We start from the raw sequence: 17,918 nt of genomic DNA on the forward strand, positions 1-17,918 counted from the left end.
CATCGGCGCTCGCGTCCGGGACGCGGCGTCGGGGACGCTCGGCGGCGCCCCGCCCGCGGAGAGCACGCCCCGAGGAGATCCATGACCACGCCGACCACTCCCTACTGGGTCGCCGGCCGTCCGGCGACCGGCACCGAGGTGCTCGAGGTCCGCTCGCCGCACGACGGAGCCCTCGCCGGGCGGACCACGAACGCGACGGCGGAGGACGTCGAGGCCGCCGTCGCCGCTGCCGACCGGGTGCGGGCGCAGGCGGCCGCGGCACCGGCGCACGTGCGGGCCGCTGCCCTCGACCACGTGTCCCGCCGGCTGGCCGAGCGCGGCGACGAGGTGGCGGCGCTCATCACCGCGGAGTCGGGGAAGCCGCTCAAGTGGGCCCGGATCGAGGCCGCGCGCGCGGTGTCGACCTTCCGCTGGGGCGCCGAGGAGGCCCGCCGCTGGTCGGGCACCCTGCAGCGGCTGGATACCGACCCGGCCGCGACGGGGCGGATGGCCCTGGTGCGGCGCGTACCCCGCGGGCCGGTGCTCGGCATCGCGCCCTTCAACTTCCCGCTGAACCTGGTCGCGCACAAGGTGGCGCCGGCGGTCGCGGTCGGGGCGCCGATCGTGCTCAAGCCGGCGCCGGCCACGCCGCTGTCGGCGCTGCTGCTCGGCGAGCTGCTCGCCGAGACCGACCTCCCCGCCGGGTCCTGGTCGGTGCTGCCGGTGCCGAACGAGACCGCCGCCGAGCTGGTCCGCGACCCGCGGCTGCCCGTCGTCTCGTTCACCGGTTCGGTGCCGGTCGGCTGGTCGATCCGGGAGTCCGCGCCGCGCAAGCACGTCACCCTGGAGCTCGGCGGCAACGCCGCGGCGGTCGTCGCCCCCGACCAGGACGAGGCGGCGCTGGACTGGGCGGCGTCGCGGATCGCCACCTTCGCCATGTACCAGGCCGGCCAGTCGTGCGTGTCGGTGCAGCGGGTGCTCGCCCACCGCGACGTCGCCGCCGCGCTCACCGACCGCGTGGTGAAGGCGGTCGGGGAGCTGGTCACCGGGGACCCGGCCGACGAGGCGACCGACGTCGGCCCGCTGATCGATGAGCAGGCCGCCCGCCGGGTGGAGGACTGGGTGCAGGAGGCGGTGTCCGCCGGCGCCCGCCTGCTCGCCGGGGGCACCCGCGACGGCGCCTCCTACGCGCCGACCGTGCTGGCCGACGTGCCGGCCGACGCGAGGGTGTCGTGCGAGGAGGTGTTCGGGCCGGTCGTCGTCCTCGACACGGTCGACTCCGTCGACGAGGCCTTCGCCCGGGTGAACGACAGCCGCTTCGGCCTGCAGGCCGGGGTCTTCACCCGCGACCTGCAGCTGGCCTTCCGGGCGGCGCAGGAGCTCGAGGTCGGGGGAGTCGTCGTCGGCGACGTGCCCAGCTTCCGCGCCGACCAGATGCCCTACGGCGGGGTCAAGGACTCCGGCACCGGGCGCGAGGGCGTGCACGCCGCGATGGAGGACCTCACCGAGGAGCGGGTGCTCGTCCTGACCGGCGTCGCGGTCTGAGCTCCCCGGCCGCGCGGGGCGATCGCCCGCGGCCGGGATGCAGCGAGGCCCCGGTCCGTCCGGACCGGGGCCTCGTCGCGCGTGATCAGCTCTCGATGTTGGCCATGACGTGCTTGACCCGGGTGTAGTCCTCCAGGCCGTACAGCGAGAGGTCCTTGCCGTAGCCGGAGTGCTTGAACCCGCCGTGCGGCATCTCGGCGACGAGCGGGATGTGGGTGTTGATCCACACGCACCCGAAGTCCAGCCGCTTGCTCATCCGCATCGCGCGGCCGAAGTCCTTGGTCCAGACGCTGGAGGCCAGACCCAGCTCCACGCCGTTGGCCCAGCGGACGGCCTCGTCCTCGTCGGTGAAGCGCTGCACCGTGATGACCGGGCCGAAGATCTCCTTCTGCACCATCTCGTCGTCCTGCCGCAGCCCGGCGACCACGGTCGGCTCGACGTAGAACCCGCGGTCGCCCTGGCGGTGGCCGCCGGCGGTGACCTCGACGTGGCCCGGCGCCCGGTCGAGGAAGCCGGTCACGTGGGCGAGCTGGTTGGCGTTGTTCACCGGCGGGACCATCGCGTCCTCGTCGGCTGCGCCGTTGGCGTAGGTGGTGGCGGTGCCGCGAGCCTGCTCGCTCAGCGCGGCGACGAAGTCGTCGTGGATCCCCGGGCCGGCGAGCACCCGGGAGGCGGCGGTGCAGTCCTGCCCGGCGTTGAAGTACCCGGAGACGGCGATCGCCTCCGCGGCGGCCTCCAGGTCGGCGTCGTCGAACACCACGACCGGCGCCTTGCCGCCCAGCTCCAGGTGCACCCGCTTGACGTCCTTGGCCGCCGATCCGGCGACCTCCATGCCCGCGCGCACCGAGCCGGTGATCGCCACCAGCTGCGGGGTGGGGTGCTCGACCAGCGCGCGGCCGGTGTCCCGGTCGCCGCAGACGACGTTGAGCACCCCGGCCGGGAAGGCCTCCGCGGCCAGCTCCGCCAGCCGCAGCGTGCTCACCGGGGTGGTGTCCGACGGCTTGAGGACGACGGTGTTCCCGGCGGCGAGGGCCGGTGCGATCTTCCAGACGGCCATCATCATCGGGTAGTTCCAGGGCGTGACCTGCCCGACGACCCCGATCGGCTCGCGGCGGATCCACGAGGTGTGCCCGGCCATGTACTCCGCGGCCGCCTTGCCCTCCAGCGTGCGGGCGGCGCCGGCGAAGAAGCGGATCTGGTCCACCATCGGCGGGATCTCCTCGCTGGCGGTCAGCGCCAGCGGCTTGCCGGTGTTCTGGCTCTCCAGCCGGATCAGCTCGTCGGCGTTCTCCTCGACGAGGTCGGCGAGCTTCAGCAGCGCGCGCTGCCGCTCCGACGGCGTGGTGTCCCGCCAGGTCTCGAAGGCGTCGGCGGCGACGCGGTAGGCGCGGTCGACGTCCTCCGGGCCCGACACGGGCGCCGAGGCGAACACCTCGCCCGTCGAGGGGTCGACCAAATCCATGCGGCGGCCGTCGGCGGTGTCGACCGCCTCGCCTCCGACGAAGTTGCGCAGCTCGGGCTTGTCGCTCATGGGTTCCCTCTCGCCTCGGGGTCCGTGCGCGGCGCACGGGGGACGGGTCCGGCGACGCGCCGGCCGGGAGCGCCGTGCGGCGGCTCCCGGCCGGGTGGTCGCGGTCGTTACAGGGGTGGGGGTGTCGGCGCGCTCTCCCGCTCGACCTCGGCGAGGATCTCCGAGCCCGTGACCACCTTCTCAGCGAAGTGCCGGTGCATCCAGGCCAGGTGGTCGTGCCGGCTGCGCATGATCCGCAGCGTGTCCCAGTTGGGGAACACCTGCTGGAGCACGTGCACCTCCATCAGCCGCGGATCGACCTCGAAGACGTGCTCGAACGTCGTCTGCGCCACCTCGCTGACCCGCTGGGCCGGCGGCGGGGTGTGCTGCTCGGCGAAGCGGTACGGCGCTGTGGCGGCCGGGGCGGAGTCGTGGCCGGGCTCGCCGGACACCATCTCCCCGGCGTCGTGCTGCGGGCCGGCGTCAACGTCCCTCATCGGTCACGTCCCTCCCGTACGCCCGGTCGAGCAGGTACTTGCCGGGGTTCATGATGTTGTTCGGGTCCAGCGCCCGCTTGACGTCGAGCATCACGTCGAATCCCTTGCCCAGCTCCTGGGGCAGCAGGTCGACCTCGCCCTCGCGGCAGGAGCCGTGGCAGGCGCTCATCGAGCCGCCGTGGGCGATCGCGACCGCGGCGATCTCCCGCTTGGCCTGCACCCAGGCGTCCCAGGCGGCGTCGTCGAGGCGCTGCTCCCAGATGCCGACGTCGATCTCGGTGAGGTAGTCGACGCCGGTCGCGGCCGAGGTGTAGGCGAACATCCCCCAGTCGTCGAAGACGTCGGTCTTGCGGCGCAGGTCGGCCAGGATCCCGTGCCAGGCGCGGCTGACCGCCGGGACGTTCGAGAAGTTGACCGCGGCGTCCTCGCAGTGCCAGGACATGGGGATGACCTGGCCGTCCTTGGTCCGCCCGTGCAGCGGGGTGGCGTAGCGGTCGTGCCGCGCGGCCCAGTCGCCCTCGGAGATCTCGTCGCCCAGGTAGCGGGCGCCGTGCTCCTTGGCGATGCGGAACAGCCGCTTGCCGCCGGCGCGCACCTCGTCCTCGTAGCCGTACATGACCGAGCAGACCAGGGCGCGGACGTCGGTCGGCTGCGGGATGTAGGCCTCGTCGTCGCGCCGCAGGTAGGCGACCTTGTGCTCGTCGAAGAGCACCGCCCCGGCGAAGGTGGCCACGCCGGCCCGGGCCAGCGCGCCGGTGCAGGCGTGCGCGTCGTCGTAGTTGTCGAACGCCCAGAACGGCGACAGCTCGGCCTCGGGCTTGGGGAACAGCTTGAGCGTCGCCTTCGTCGCGATGCCCAGCGTGCCCTGGTGGCCCATGAACAGGTGCTTGAGCTGGTAGCCGCTGGAGGACTTGCTGATCTTCTGCCCGATCCCGTCGCCGACGTGCAGCACCTCCCCGGTGGGCAGCACGTGGTCGAAGCTCAGCACCAGGTCGCGGGTGTGGCCGTAGCGGGAGCCGATGAGCGACCAGCCGCTGGTGCCGATGCGGCCGCCGACCAGCGAGCACGGGTAGGACGCCGGGTCGTCGGGGTAGAACAGCCCGTGCTGCGCCAGCCGCTCGTTGAGCTTGAGCATGCTGATGCCCGTGCCGACGGTGACGGTCCGGTTCACCAGGTCCAGCTCGTGGATCTGGTTCATCTTCTTGACGTCGACGACGATGCCGCGGCGCATCGGCACCGCGCCGTCGGTCAGGCCGGTGCCGCCGTCGCGCGGGACGACGGGGACGCGCAGCTCGTTGGCGACCTTCACGACGGCCGCGACCTGCTCGGTGGAGGTCGGCATGACGACCAGGTCGGGCACCCGCTCCGACCAGCGGTGCACCGGGAACGGGGCGGGCACGCGGGCCCGGTTGTAGCGGTCGGTCTTGGCCAGCAGGATCTGGTCGTCGCCCAGGATCGGCCGCAGCGCGGTGACCAGCTGGTGGAGCCGGTCCTCGCTGAGCGGCTCGCGGCTGAACGGCTCGGACCCGATGGTCGCCGGGTTCTGCTCGGTCGTGGTCATGGTCAGTGCCCCCCGCACCCGCAGCCGCCGGAACCGTTCCCGCACCCGCCGCCGCATCCGCCGCCACCGCCGCAGCCGCCGCGGCCGGAGCCGTGCGCCCGCCGCGCCCGACCGGGCACGCCGGTGCGCTCCTGCGCCAGCCGCCGGTCGCCGACGTCGCCGCGGGAACCGCCCACGGTGATCCCCAGCGACTGGGCGAACAGCTCGTGCAGGTCGACGACGTCGATGTCCTCGGCGTCGCCGGCCTCGCTCAGCGGCCGCTCCGACCACGGGCAGGCGCTGACCAGGGTGTCGACGTCGAGCTCGGCGGCCCGCTCCAGCCGCATCGCGCTGATCTTGGCGGTCAGCTCGGGCTTCTCGACCGGCAGGCCACCGCCTCCGCCCGAGCAGTAGGACCACTGGGTGACCCGGTCGACGTCCTCGAAGCGCAGGCCGGGGATGGCGCGCAGCAGCTCGCGCGGCTCGGCCCAGATGCCCTTGCGCTTGTTGAGCCGGCACGGGTCGTGGTAGGTGATCGCGCGGTCGACCGGGACCGACGGCGTCAGCTTCCCCTCGCGCAGCAGCTGGGCCAGGACCTCGATGACGAGGACGACCTCGATGTCGAACTCCTCGCCGAAGTACTTCGGGTAGTCCTCGGTGAAGCTGATGTAGTCGTGCGGGTCGAGCACCAGCAGCCGCTTGGTCCCCGTCTTCCGCCAGTTGTCCAGGTTGTGCCGGGCGAAGCGCTGGGCCTGCTCGGCGTAGCCCATCTCGGCGGCCGGGCCGCCGCAGCACCACTGCTCCTCCATCAGGCCGAACTCGTAGCCGGCCATCTGCAGCATCTGCGCCACCGCCCGCGGCACCGACGTCCGGTAGAACGCCGCCTCGCAGTCGACGAACAGGACCGTCTCGCCGCCGATCGGGATGTCCAGGCCCTCGGCCCAGTCGCGGACCTTCTCCTGGCTGACCGGCGTCTCGCCGAGGACCGGCTCGTGCGTGCGCAGGTCGGTGCGCTCGTTCCAGATCTGCCAGTTCGGCTGGTGGACGCCGCTCTCGACCGCGAGCGACCGCACCGCCTTGACGACGTCGACGGTGCGGGTGCGGAACCGGTAGAAGTCCCCGGTGAACAGGGTGTTGGGGCAGCGCAGCTCGCAGGCGCCGCACTGCGTGCAGTTGACGTAGTCGGCGGCGATGTCCTCGATGCCGAGCTCGCCGCGCTCCATCGCCACCACGTTGGCGTGGAACGCGGTCGGCGTCCACGACTCGTTGCGCTCCACCTGGGTGACCGGGCAGACCTCGCGGCAGAACTTGTGGCCGGAGGAGAAGCAGTTGTAGGAGGTGTTGCGCCACTGCTCGACGAACGCGGCCGTCTTCGGGTCCTGGTTCGGCGGGGGCACGGGCCCGGCGAGGGTCTCCGGGTAGTCGGCGAGCTCCGAGGGGTTCGACGGTGCCCCCGGGGTGAAGGGGTGGGAGAGCGCGTCCGGCGGGGCGGTGCGCTCCGGCTCGACCTGTGTCACTGGTGCTCCTCGTCACAGGGGGCTGGTGTGGGGGCCACGCTATCCACGAAAACCTTTGGAATCAATGGTTATGGGGGGATGATCGGCGCGCCGCCCGTCGCGGCAGGGGACGGGATCGCGGCGCACGGGGCACGGCGCACGGCGAGGGCCGGGCCCAGGGTGGGCGACGGCGCGAGTCGCGGGGACGTGCCCCGCGAGTGACACACTGACGGTGTTCCGTGACAGGAGGCGACCGTGCAACTGCTCAGCGGGGACGCCCGGCGTGCGGTCTTCGCACCTCTCGACGACGGCGCCCTGCGCAGCGAGGCGGTCGTGCGCCGGGTCGGGAGCGCGATCGCCCTCGGGCTGCTCGGCGACGGCGAGCAGCTGCCGGCCGAGACCGAGCTGGCCACCATGCTCAACGTCTCCACGATGACCCTGCGCGAGGCGCTGGCCGAGCTGCGCAACCTCGGCCTGGTGGAGACCCGCCGCGGCCGCGGGGGCGGCAGCTTCGTCCGTGCCCGCGACGACGTCCTCGGCGAGCTGGCCAGCGCGCGGCTGGTCGAGCTCAGCACCGCCGACCTGCGCGAGCTCGGCGACGTGCACACCGCCATCGCGTCGACCGCGGCCCGGCTGGCGGCCTCCCGGGCGTCGGCGGCGGAGATCGCCCGCCTCCGGGAGATCGTCGACCGGCTGGCGGGAGCGGGGTCGGTGACCGCCCAGCGGCGGATCGAGGGCCGGTACTACATCGAGCTGGCGGCCTGCGCGCAGTCGGTGCGGCTGACCATGCAGGAGATGGACCTGCACCTGGAGCTGGGGCAGCTGCCCTGGCCGCCGGCGCACGTGCCGGAGCTGCTCGGCGTCATCGTGGCCGGCCACCGGGCCGTCGTCGACGCGATCGAGGCGCGCGACGCCACGCTGGCCCGCGTGCTCACCGAGGAGCACGTGGCACGCCGGACCGTCTGGTCGATCGAGCTGCGGCTGCGCGCCGGGATCGCGCCGCCGCCCGCGGAGGGGGCGACGGCCGGGCGGGAGGTGTCGTGACCACCGACCGCGACGAGGAGGTCCGCCGCGTCGGCGCCACGGTGGCCGAGGCCGTGGAGCGCGCGTTCGGCACGGTGGCGACGGTGCACGCGGCGCTGTGCCCGGAGCTGGACGACGCCGTCCGCGCCGGCCGGCCGCTGCTCGACGACGGCGTGCGGGAGGTGCTGCTCGAGCCCGGCCAGCTCGCCGTCGGCCTGGGGCTGGTGCTGGCGCCGCGGCCGGAGAGCGGGCTGCCCCTGCGGCTGGAGTGGTGGCAGGTCGAGCCGGGCAGCGACCGGCTGCGCCGGCTGGAGCCCGACCTCAAGCCGACCAGCCTGGGGTACTACGACTACACGGCCACCGAGTGGTTCGACGTCCCCCGCCGCAGCGGCCGCCGGCACGTCGTGGGCCCGTACGTGGACGTCCACGGCACCGGCCGCTACGTGCTGACGCTGACCGAACCGGTCGTGGCCGGTGGTGAGTTCGTCGGCGTCGCCGGCGTCGACGTCTCGGTGCACCGCTTCGAGCGCCACCTCCTCGAGCGGCTGGGCCGGCTGCCGGTGCCCTTCGTCGTGCTCGACGGGGAGGGGCGGGTGGTGCTGTCGACCGCCGCGCGCTGGCTGGTGGGCGACCTGCCGACCGGCGCCGGGGTGGTGGGCCCGGCCGTCCCCGTGCCGGGCGTGCCCTGGCGGCTGCTGCTGGTCGACGAGGGGTCGGCGCTCACCGCCTGACCGGGAGGCGGCAGCCGGCCGGGGGCGGGCAACGTGGGCGAAACGCAGTGTCAACCGGCGAGATCTTGTCCTCTGACCTCTGGCTCTATAGGTTTTCCCCGTTTTGTGGCCCGCGGCACACCCGGCCCTCGGCTGTGCCGCCCCTGATCCGAGGAGACCTCCGTGACCCCACCTGGAGCGCGCGCCGGGCAGACCGACGACGACGCGCAGCTCGCCGCCCTCGGTTACACCGGCGAGTTCCACCGCAGCATGGGTCTGTGGGCCAACATGGCTCTCGGGTTCACGTACCTCTCGCCGCTGGTCGGCGTGTACTCCCTGTTCGCCTACAGCCTCTCCATCGGCGGGCCGCCGGCGATCTGGTGGATCGTGATCGTGGGGGTCGGCCAGCTGATGGTCTCGCTGGTCTTCGGCGAGGTGGTCTCGCAGTACCCGCTGGCCGGCGGCATCTACCCGTGGACCCGCCGGCTGTGGAACCGCCGCTACGCCTGGATCGTCTCCTGGATCTACATCTGGGCGATCATCGTCACCGTCACGGCGGTCGCCGAGTTCGGCGGCGGTTTCGTGGCCGCGCTGTTCGACCTGGAACCGACCGCCGGCGTCGTCCTCGGCACCGCCGTCGGCCTGCTCCTGGTGGCCTTCCTCGTCAACTACAGCGGCACCCGCACGCTGGCGCGCATCGCCCAGATCGGGCTGGCCGCCGAGCTCGTCGGCGTCATCGCCCTCGGGCTGTTCCTGCTGCTCTTCCGCCGGGAGCAGCCGTTCTCGGTCTTCTTCGACTCCCTCGGCGCGGGCGGCGGTGACGGCTACCTCGGGGTGTTCCTCGCCGCGTCGCTGTCCGGCCTCTTCCTCTTCTACGGCTTCGAGGCGTGCGGCGACGTCGCCGAGGAGGTCGCCGACCCCACGCGCCAGATCCCGCGCGCGATGATCCTGACCATCCTCGTCGGCGGCGTCTCCGGCTTCCTGTCCTACGCCGGGTACGTGCTGGCCGCGCCCGACCTGCAGGCGATCGTGGCCGGCGAGGACGCCGACCCCATCCCGTCGATCCTGGAGAGCTCCCTGGGGACGACGGGCTCGAAGGTGTTCCTCGTCGTCATCGTCATCGCGTTCCTGTCCTGCGTGCTCTCCCTGCAGGCGGCGGGCAGCCGGCTGCTCTACGCCTTCGCCCGTGACCGCATGCTGCCGGCCAGCGGGTGGCTGTCGCACGTGTCGAGCCGGCACGCCGTCCCCACCAACGCGCTGCTCGTCGTGTGCGTGGTGCCGGTGCTCATCGCGGTCTTCGTCTACTTCCAGGAGGACATCCTGGCGCGGGTGACCGCCTTCGCCGTCCTGGGCATCTACGTCTCGTTCCAGGCCGTGGTGCTCGCCGCGCTCCGCCAGCGGCTCAAGGGCTGGCGGCCGGCGGGGCTGTGGAACCTCGGTACCGCGGGCCTGGTGGTCAACGTGCTCGCCCTGGCCTACGGCCTGTTCGCCATCGTCCTGCTGATCAAGCCGGCGCCGGGCACCGAGACCTTCCTCGACCGCTGGATCGTCGCGATCGGGCTGGCGGTCGTGGCCGGCAGCGGCCTGCTGTACCTGGCCATCGCGCGGCCGGACCGCCATTCTGCGCACGTCCCCGAGGGCGACGCCCGTGAGGTCGCCGCCCAGCTCCGCCAGATCCGAGAGGGCGTCCCCGCCCAGGTCCGTGAGGAGATCCGATGAGGTTCAGCTACGCGATGCTGCCCGACTACCCCCTCGAGGAGTCGCTGCGAGCGATCACGCTCGCCGACGAGCTCGGCTTCCACGCGGTGTACGCGGCCGACGAGACGTGGCACAAGGACCTGTGGCTGCTGTTCGCCGCCGCGGCCGCGCAGACCTCGCGCGTCCGCATGGGCCCGAGCGTCTCGGCGGTCACGCTGCGCGAGCCGACGCTCATCGCGCAGGCCGCGGCCACCCTCGACGAGCTGACCGGTGGCCGGGCCGAGGTCGTCCTCTCCAGCGGCAACTTCGGGCTGCTGGCGCAGTACAAGATGGACTGGACGAAGACCAAGCCGCTGTCGCGGGTCGTGGAGGGCGTGAAGGTGCTGCGGACCTTCCTCGACGACGGCGCGATCACCTTCGACGGCGAGTTCTTCTCCTACGACGGGCTGTTCACCTTCGCGCGGCCGGTGCAGGAGCGGCTGCCGGTGAAGATGGGTGCGATGCGCGGCCCGAAGTCCTTCCAGGCGGCGGCCGAGCACTCCGACGGCTGCCACCACGCGCTGAGCTACACCCGGGCGGCGTACGACTACGCCGCGGAGAACCTGCGGATCGGCGCGGAGCGGGCCGGCAAGGACTGGACGACGCTGGACTTCGGCGCCTGGGTCGTCCTGGCGGTCGGCCGGGACTCGGCGGCCGCCAAGGACGCCGCGCGCAGCATGGTCGGCATCTACGCCTCCTCCATGCCGGCCGAGCAGCTCGAGCGCAACGGGGTGGACCCCGACAGCCTCAAGCCGATCATCGACGCCATCGCCGGCGGTGACCTGGCCCGGGGCATCGAGCTGACCAGCCCGGAGCTCGCCGACAAGCTCTCCTTCTCCGGGACGCCGGAGGAGGTCACCGCGAAGATCAAGGAGATCGAGCCGGCCGGGGTCAACCACGTCATCGCGGCCATCACCGACGCCTCGCTGGTCAAGGCGTTCACCGGCCGCGAGCTCGCCGGGGTGGCCACGGTGGAGGAGCAGCTGCGGCTGATCCACGACGAGGTCATGCCCGCGTTCGCCTGAGCTCCGGCGGGTCCGGTCCCCGGGAGGGGACCGGACCCGCCGGTCGTGGTCACCGCGCGGGCGGGTGGAGGGCCAGCCAGAGCTCGGCCCGCACACCGGGGGAGTCCAGGTCGCGCCCGAGCAGCTGCTCGGCCCGCCGGATCCGCTTGCGCAGGGTGTGCCGGTGGACGCCGAGCCGGGCCGCGGCCGGCTCCCACTGGCCGTGCGCGGCCAGCCAGGCCCGCAGCGACTCGACCAGGTCGCCGGCGCCGGCCCGGTCGGCGGCGACCAGCGGGGCGAGCGCGGCCTCGGCGAAGGCGCCCGTGGCGGCTGGGTCCAGCAGGCGGGCCAGACCCTGGCCGGCCAGGTCGGCGAACGCGGTCACCGGCCGGCCGGCCACCCGGCCGTGCCCGGCGGCCTGGCGGGCCTGCCGCACGCCGTCGTCCAGCCGCGACCAGGGCACCGGCGGCGCGGTGCCCACCACGGCGCCGGCCACCTGTCCGAGCAGGCCCGGGAGCCGGCCGGCCAGCGGCCCCTCGCCGGGCGCCAGGACGACCAGGGCGTCGTCGGCCTGCGCGGACAGGACCGGCTCGCGGGCGGATGCCGCGGCGTCGGCGGCGACGTCGACGGCGGCCGCCCGCTCCTCCGCACTGCCCAGCACCGCCAGGACCGCGACCGGCTCCGGCGGCAGCGACTCACCGAGGGCCGCGACGACCCGGCCCGCCGCGGCGGTCTGCCCGGACAGCAGCAGCTGCAGGATCGCCGCGCGCAGCGCCGCCGTCCCGCTGTCCAGGGCGCGCGACTGCTCCATCCGCAGCGTCAGCAGCAGCGCGGCGGCGTTGACCACGTGCCGGTCGCCGGGGGACAGCGGGGACCGCCGGCCGACGGCGAGCAGGCCCCGCACCCGGGTGCCGGTGCCCAGCGACTGCACCACGACGGTCTCCCCGGGCTCGGTGAGCGCGGCCCCGGCGGGCGGGCGGGCGGTGCGCAGCCGGTCGACCGTCGCCGCCAGGTCGCCGGCGCGGGCCCGGGCCGACGGCGGCGACGCCTCGAGCGGGGCGCCGGCGGCGTCGAGCAGCAGCGCCCAGCCACCGAGGTGGCGGGCCAGCCGGTCGAGCACGGCCCCGGGGGCGTCGGGGGCCACCGCCGCCCGGGTCAGCTCCCGCTGCACCGCGGCGGTCCGGGTCACGGCCGCGTACTCCTCGGCCGCGAGGGCGCTCGACACCGCCCGCGACAGGGCGATGAACGGCGTGCGGCGCGGCACCTCGACCACGGCCAGCCCGGACTCGTCGGCGGCCGCCACGAGCTCCGGCGGCACGCGGGCGTGGCTGAGCCCGGTGCCCAGGCCGAGGGCCACCACGCCGGCCCCGGCCAGCCGGCGCACGTAGCCGGGGGCGTCCTCCGGCGTCAGGGACAGCCCGGTGGTCAGGAGCAGCTCACCGCCCTCGAGGAAGGGTGTCGGGTCGGCCAGCTCGCTGACGTGCACCCACGACAGGGGGCGGTCCACCGGCGCGGCGCGCGTGTGCAGGCTCAGCTCCAGCGACGCGGTCCCCAGCAGGGCCGCGACGGTCATCGGCACGGGCACCCCTCCCGCCGACGCGGCTGCTGACGAAGTGGACACCCCGGAGGGTCCCAGGTGCCGGTCCGGACGGTACCGGGGGAGCGGCCGGGCACCCACCCTGGAGGCCGGACCTCCCCGGACCGGGGGAGGTCGGCGCCCGCGAGGAGACAGCGATGACCGACCTGCTGACCGACACCGGCTCGATCGCCCAGGAGCGGCGGCTGGTCACCGAGATCCCCGGGCCCCGGTCCCGTGAGCTCGCCGCCCGCCGCTCGGCCGCGGTGACCTCCGCCGTGGGCAGCGTCCTGCCGGTCTACGTCGAGCAGGCCGCCGGGGGCGTGGTGGTCGACGTCGACGGCAACTCCTTCATCGACCTGGGGTCGGGCATCGCCGTGACCAACGTGGGGCACGCCGCGCCCGAGGTCGTCGCCGCCGTGCAGGCGCAGGTCGCCGCCTTCACCCACACCTGCTTCATGGTCGGGCCCTACGAGGGCTACGTCGCCGTGGCCGAGGAGCTCGACCGGCTCACCCCCGGGGACCACGAGAAGCGGTCGGCGCTGTTCAACTCCGGGGCCGAGGCCGTGGAGAACGCGGTCAAGGTGGCGCGCGTGGCCACCGGCCGCTCGGCCGTCGTCGTGTTCGACCACGCCTACCACGGGCGCACCAACCTCACGATGGCGCTGACCGCGAAGAACATGCCCTACAAGAACGGGTTCGGGCCGTTCGCCGGCGAGGTCTACCGGGTGCCGATGTCCTACCCCTACCGCGACGCGCCGGGCACGACCGGCGAGCAGGCCGCGGCTCGGGTCCTGGACCTCGTCGAGACGCAGATCGGCGCCCACAACGTGGCCGCGGTCCTCATCGAGCCGATCCAGGGCGAGGGCGGGTTCGTCGTCCCCGCGCCGGGCTTCCTGCCCGCCCTGGCGCAGTGGTGCGCCCGCTCGGGCGCGGTGTTCATCGCCGACGAGGTGCAGACCGGCTTCTGCCGGACCGGGTCGTGGTTCGCCTCGGAGCACGAGGACGTCGTCCCCGACCTGGTGACCACCGCCAAGGGCATCGCCGGCGGGCTGCCGCTGGCCGGGCTCACCGGGCGGGCCGAGCTGATGGACGCCGTGCACACCGGCGGGCTCGGCGGCACGTACGGCGGCAACCCGGTGGCCTGCGCCGCCGCGCTGGCCAGCATCCGCACCATGCGGGAGCTGGACCTCAATGCCGCCGCCCGGGCGATCGAGGCCACCATGCTGCCGCGGCTGCGCGCGCTCGCCGAGCGCACCGGTGTGGTCGGCGACGTCCGGGGCCGCGGCGCCATGCTCGCGATGGAGCTGGTGCGGCCGGGGACCGACGAGCCCGACGCCGCGCTGACCAGTGCCGTCGCCAAGGCCTGCCACGCCGAGGGCGTCATCGCCCTGACGGCGGGCACGCACGGCAACGTGCTGCGCTTCCTCCCACCGCTGGTGATCGGGCAGGACCTGCTCGGTGAGGCGCTCGACGTCCTGGACGCTGTCTTCGACGCGCACGCGGCCCGGTGACCCCCGGGGCGGCCGGCATCGGCCGGCCGCCCCGGTCCGTGCGGCTCGTGCCGATCCACCGACGATCGCCCTGAAAGCGGCTGATGGGACACAGCCGCACGAGTCGGGACGCTGTGCGCTGATGTGCAGCTTCCGGCTCGAGAACTACCCATCAGCGCACACTGTCGCCGCTGCGACCGCTGCAGACCGGTGTCCTCGAGTGGGCCGCTCAGGGACAGGAGCCAGCCCTGCGACCGTGCCTCGACCACTGCGCTGGCCGGGCGGTCGCATCGTCAAGGGCCTATGAGAACGAAGGCGCCCGCGCCGCCTCGGTGGCGCGAGCAACTCGCATAGCGATCGAGCCGGTTCGAGTCCGGCATTCGGTGCGACCGCGCTCCGTTCCTGCGCGACGGCGTGGCGGCCCGGGGGGCGGGGAGACGAGCCAGCGGAGCCTCGAGCGCCCTTGGCCCTCGGCTCGGCGCGCCGTTGGGAGAGACACACAGCCGGATGCCTGCTCCGCATCGGCCGGCCGGTCCGGTCCGTCCGGCTAGCCGCCCTCGCGCATCCCCCAGGGCGAGCCGTAGGCGGTGAGCAGGTCCAGGAACGGCACGGCGTCGAAGGCCTCCGGGCCCAGGACGCCGCTGCCCCGCCACCGGCCGGTCGCGAGCAGCTCGAGGGCCACGACGGGGTTGACCGCGGTCTGCCAGACCACGGCCTGCGATCCGTACTCCGCCATCGACCAGGCGTTGTCGACCACGTGGTGGAGGTAGACCTGCCGGGGCCGGCCGTCGGTGCCCGTGCCGCTCACCCACAGGCCCGCGCAGGTCTTCCCCGTCATCAGCTCGCCGAGCGAGGCCGGGTCGGGCAGGGCCGCGGCGACCAGGTCCCGCGGCGCCACCTCGACGTCGCCGACCCGCACGGGCGCGGTGGAGTCCAGGCCGGTCTCGTGCAGCACCCTCAGGACCTCGATGACGTGCGAGCCGAGGCCGTACTTGAAGGTGACCCGGCGGGCGTCGATCCAGCGGGGCATGAGGAGCACCTCCTCGTGCTCCACGTTGACGCACTCCACGGGCCCGATCCCCTCGGGGAAGTCGAAGACCTCCGGCTCGCTGAACGGCTCGGTGGTGTACCAGCCCCGGTCGCGCTCCCACACGACGGGCGGGTTCAGGCACTCCTCGATCGTGGTCCAGATGTTGAACGAGGGCGCGAACCCGTGGCCCCGCACGGTCAGGTCCGCCCCGTCCCGGACGCCGAGCTCGTCGATCTCGGCGAAGAGGTGGTCGGCGGCGTAGCGGGCGAACACGTCGGACAGCCCCGGCTCCACGCCCATGCCCACCAGCGCCAGCCGCCCGGCCGCCTCCCACTCGGGCGCCAGCGCGAACTGCTCGTCGCCGAGCTTGACGCCCGTCTGCTCGTAGGGGCGCTCCGGGTGCGGGCGCGACAGGGACATCGCCATGTCCAGGTAGTCGGCACCGGCGGCCAGCGACGCGCGGAACAGCGGCATCACGAACCGCGGGTCGGTCGCGTTGAGGACGACGCCGCAGCGGTGCTCGGCGATCAGGGCCCGGACGCCGGCCTCGTCCGAGGCGTCGACGCGGGCGGCGACGAACCGCGGGTCGCCGGCGGCAGCGACGGCCTTCTCCGCCCGGGCGGGGTCGAAGTCGGCGACGACGAGCCGCTCCACGAAGTCGCGGCGCGCCGCGATGGCCGCCACGGCGCTGCCGACACCGCCGGCACCGACCAGCAGGATGCGCATGTCCACCTCCACGGGAGACCCCACCCTAGCCACGACTTCCGTCGTCCTGGCAGGTTTCTGGCCGCATAACCCTTGTCGAACGGGCCGGGAACTGCCATAACCGTCGCATGAAGCCGGAGCGCGCCCCCGCCGTGGTCGGTCCCGGGGAGGAGGCGACCCTCCGGCCGGGGGCCATCGGCTTCGTCGATGCCCTCGTGATCGGCCTGGCCTCCACCTCGCCGGCCTACACCCTGGCCGCGATCATCGGCGCGCTGGTGGCGCTCGCCGGAGTCCACGCGCCGGGGATCCTGCTGGCCTCGTTCGTGCCGATGGTGCTCATCGCCTCGGCCTTCGCCGCGCTGAACCGGGTCGACCCCGACTGCGGGACGACGTTCTCCTGGGTCACCCGGGCGATGGGGCCGTGGGCCGGCTGGATCGGCGGCTGGGCGATCGCCATGACCGGCGTCCTCATCATCGGGTCGCTGGCGAACGTGGGCGTCGTCTTCACGCTGCGCACGCTCAACCTGGACTCGCTGGCCGAGAACACCGCGCTCGTCATCGTGCTGACCGTGGCGCTGATCCTGCTCATGACCTGGATCTGCGTGCTGGGCACCGAGCTGTCGGCGAAGCTGCAGAACGCGCTGATCCTCGCCCAGACCGTCGCCCTGCTGGTGTTCGCCGCCGTCGCCTTCTACCGCGGGGTCAGCGGGGACAGCCCGCTGGGCGGCCTGGACCCGGCCTGGGACTGGCTCAACCCCTTCGGCGCCGGCGGCGCGGCCCTGTCCGGCGGGCTGCTCCTGGGGGTCTTCGCCTACTGGGGGTGGGAGTCGGCGGTGAACCTGACCGAGGAGACCCGCGACTCGACCTCGGCGCCGGGCCGCGCGGCGATCGTGTCCACCGTCGTCCTGCTGGTCACCTACGTGGGCGTCGCGATCGCCGTCCTGGCCTTCGCCGGCACCGACTACCTGGCCGACAACGCCGACGAGGAGGAGGCGATCTTCGCGCTGCTCTCCACCGAGGTGATGGGCGGCTGGGACTGGGTGGTCCTGCTGGCGGTGGCCACCGCGGCGATCGCCTCGACCCAGACCACCATCCTCCCGGCGTCGCGGACCGGGCTGTCGATGGCCCGCCGGCACGCGCTGCCCAAGCGGTTCGGGCACATCTCGCCGCGCCACCGGACCCCCGACGTCTCGACCTGGTGGGTCGGCGTCATCGCCAGCGTGTGGTTCGTGGCGGTCAGCCTGCTCAGCGAGAACGCGCTGTTCGACTCGATCACCGCGCTCTCGCTGCTCATCGCCTTCTACTACGCGCTCACCGGCATCGCCTGCGCCGTGTACCACCGCCGGCAGCTGACGCGCAGCGTGTCGTCGTTCCTGCTCATCGGCATCGGCCCCCTGGCCGGCGCCGGCCTGCTGATCTGGCTGCTGGCTCTGGCGATCCGCGACCTCGCCGACCCCGACAACTCCTACACCGGCCAGGCGTGGCTGGGGGTGGGCCCGCCGCTGGTGATCGGCCTCGGGATCTTCGTCGTGGGACTGGTGCTGATGCTGGTCTGGCGGACGCGGGACGGCCGGTACTGGCAGGAGCGGCCCGGGATCGCCGGCGACCGCATCGAGGTGGACGAGGACCTGCGGTGAGCATCGTGCTGGGGTACGACGAGTCGCCGGGATCCCGCCCGGCGCTGGCCATGGCGGTCTCGCTGGCCGCGCGCTTCGACGAGCCGCTCGTGCTCGTCTACGGCGTCGAGCCACCCGGCGGGATGGGCGAGGAGTTCCAGGCCCACCAGCGCGCGCTGACCGAGATGGGGCGGACGGCGGTGTCGCACGCGGTCGCGGAGGCCGAGGCGGCCGGCGTCGCGACGGTCGTCGAGGTGCTGTCGCAGAAGCCCGCGCAGGCCCTCATCGAGGCCGCGCACCGGCACGACGGCCGGGTCATCGTGGTCGGCACCCGCGGGGAGAGCCCGCTGCGCGGCGCCGTCCTGGGGTCGGTGTCGCACAAGCTGCTGCACCTGTCCGACCGCCCGGTGCTGTGCGTGCCGGTGGCGGAGGACGAGGAGTCCTGACGCCCGCCGCC

Annotated in this window: 14 protein-coding genes; 8 read left to right on the forward strand and 6 right to left on the reverse strand. The window is 73.9% G+C overall.

Features of this window, described 5'->3' with window-relative positions:
- Positions 1-81 precede the first annotated feature (81 nt).
- Positions 82-1,524, forward strand: coding sequence for an aldehyde dehydrogenase family protein (locus ACK586_RS04320; RefSeq protein ID WP_409329219.1), 1,443 nt, complete (start codon positions 82-84; stop codon positions 1,522-1,524).
- 85 nt (positions 1,525-1,609) lie between these two features.
- On the opposite strand, the gene ACK586_RS04325 is transcribed toward ACK586_RS04320, so the two are convergent.
- The 4 genes from ACK586_RS04325 to ACK586_RS04340 all read right to left on the reverse strand — a co-directional run bounded on the left by ACK586_RS04325 (position 1,610) and on the right by ACK586_RS04340 (position 6,588).
- Complete coding sequence (locus ACK586_RS04325) at positions 1,610-3,055, reverse strand: gamma-aminobutyraldehyde dehydrogenase (protein ID WP_409329220.1); 1,446 nt, start codon at positions 3,053-3,055, stop codon at positions 1,610-1,612.
- Between the two features lie 107 nt (positions 3,056-3,162).
- Positions 3,163-3,531, reverse strand: coding sequence for a hypothetical protein (locus tag ACK586_RS04330; RefSeq protein ID WP_409329221.1), 369 nt, complete (start codon positions 3,529-3,531; stop codon positions 3,163-3,165).
- Complete coding sequence (locus ACK586_RS04335; RefSeq protein ID WP_409329222.1) at positions 3,518-5,092, reverse strand: FAD-binding oxidoreductase; 1,575 nt, start codon at positions 5,090-5,092, stop codon at positions 3,518-3,520. Before ACK586_RS04335 ends, ACK586_RS04330 begins: the two co-directional genes overlap by 14 nt.
- A 2-nt stretch (positions 5,093-5,094) precedes the next feature.
- On the reverse strand, positions 5,095-6,588 hold the full coding sequence (locus ACK586_RS04340) for a (Fe-S)-binding protein (protein ID WP_409329223.1): 1,494 nt from the start codon (positions 6,586-6,588) through the stop codon (positions 5,095-5,097).
- A 234-nt stretch (positions 6,589-6,822) separates the two neighbouring features.
- Here ACK586_RS04340 and ACK586_RS04345 point away from each other — a divergent pair, with 234 nt between their 5' ends.
- The 4 genes from ACK586_RS04345 (at position 6,823) to ACK586_RS04360 (ending at position 11,062) form a co-directional block, all read left to right on the forward strand.
- Positions 6,823-7,611 carry a FadR/GntR family transcriptional regulator gene (locus tag ACK586_RS04345; RefSeq protein ID WP_409329224.1) on the forward strand — a complete coding sequence of 263 codons (789 nt, stop codon included), beginning with the start codon at positions 6,823-6,825 and terminating at the stop codon, positions 7,609-7,611.
- Positions 7,608-8,321 carry a cache domain-containing protein gene (locus ACK586_RS04350; RefSeq protein WP_409329225.1) on the forward strand — a complete coding sequence of 238 codons (714 nt, stop codon included), beginning with the start codon at positions 7,608-7,610 and terminating at the stop codon, positions 8,319-8,321. Before ACK586_RS04345 ends, ACK586_RS04350 begins: the two co-directional genes overlap by 4 nt.
- 162 nt (positions 8,322-8,483) lie before the next feature.
- Positions 8,484-10,019 carry an APC family permease gene (locus ACK586_RS04355; RefSeq protein ID WP_409329226.1) on the forward strand — a complete coding sequence of 512 codons (1,536 nt, stop codon included), beginning with the start codon at positions 8,484-8,486 and terminating at the stop codon, positions 10,017-10,019.
- A complete protein-coding gene (locus ACK586_RS04360) occupies positions 10,016-11,062 on the forward strand; it encodes an LLM class flavin-dependent oxidoreductase (RefSeq protein WP_409329227.1) in 1,047 nt (348 codons plus the stop codon). Before ACK586_RS04355 ends, ACK586_RS04360 begins: the two co-directional genes overlap by 4 nt.
- A 49-nt stretch (positions 11,063-11,111) precedes the next feature.
- Here ACK586_RS04360 and ACK586_RS04365 read toward each other — a convergent pair whose 3' ends face one another.
- Positions 11,112-12,614: a PucR family transcriptional regulator gene (locus tag ACK586_RS04365; protein WP_409329330.1), complete on the reverse strand. Its 1,503-nt coding sequence runs from the start codon at positions 12,612-12,614 to the stop codon at positions 11,112-11,114.
- 161 nt (positions 12,615-12,775) lie between these two features.
- On the opposite strand from ACK586_RS04365, the gene gabT reads away from it, so the two are divergent.
- Complete coding sequence (gabT, locus tag ACK586_RS04370) at positions 12,776-14,131, forward strand: 4-aminobutyrate--2-oxoglutarate transaminase (RefSeq protein WP_409329228.1); 1,356 nt, start codon at positions 12,776-12,778, stop codon at positions 14,129-14,131.
- A 526-nt stretch (positions 14,132-14,657) separates the two neighbouring features.
- On the opposite strand, the gene ACK586_RS04375 is transcribed toward gabT, so the two are convergent.
- Positions 14,658-15,866 carry a saccharopine dehydrogenase family protein gene (locus ACK586_RS04375; RefSeq protein WP_409329229.1) on the reverse strand — a complete coding sequence of 403 codons (1,209 nt, stop codon included), beginning with the start codon at positions 15,864-15,866 and terminating at the stop codon, positions 14,658-14,660.
- A gap of 107 nt (positions 15,867-15,973) precedes the next feature.
- On the opposite strand from ACK586_RS04375, the gene ACK586_RS04380 reads away from it, so the two are divergent.
- Together ACK586_RS04380 and ACK586_RS04385 are read left to right on the forward strand one after the other, a co-directional pair.
- Entirely contained in the window at positions 15,974-17,482 is a 1,509-nt protein-coding gene (locus ACK586_RS04380) for an APC family permease (RefSeq protein WP_409329230.1), read from the forward strand.
- Positions 17,479-17,907: a universal stress protein gene (locus ACK586_RS04385; protein WP_409329231.1), complete on the forward strand. Its 429-nt coding sequence runs from the start codon at positions 17,479-17,481 to the stop codon at positions 17,905-17,907. Before ACK586_RS04380 ends, ACK586_RS04385 begins: the two co-directional genes overlap by 4 nt.
- Positions 17,908-17,918: the final 11 nt, after the last annotated feature.

This window comes from Trujillonella humicola (assembly GCF_046233715.1).
Lineage (GTDB): Bacteria > Actinomycetota > Actinomycetes > Mycobacteriales > Geodermatophilaceae > Trujillonella > Trujillonella humicola.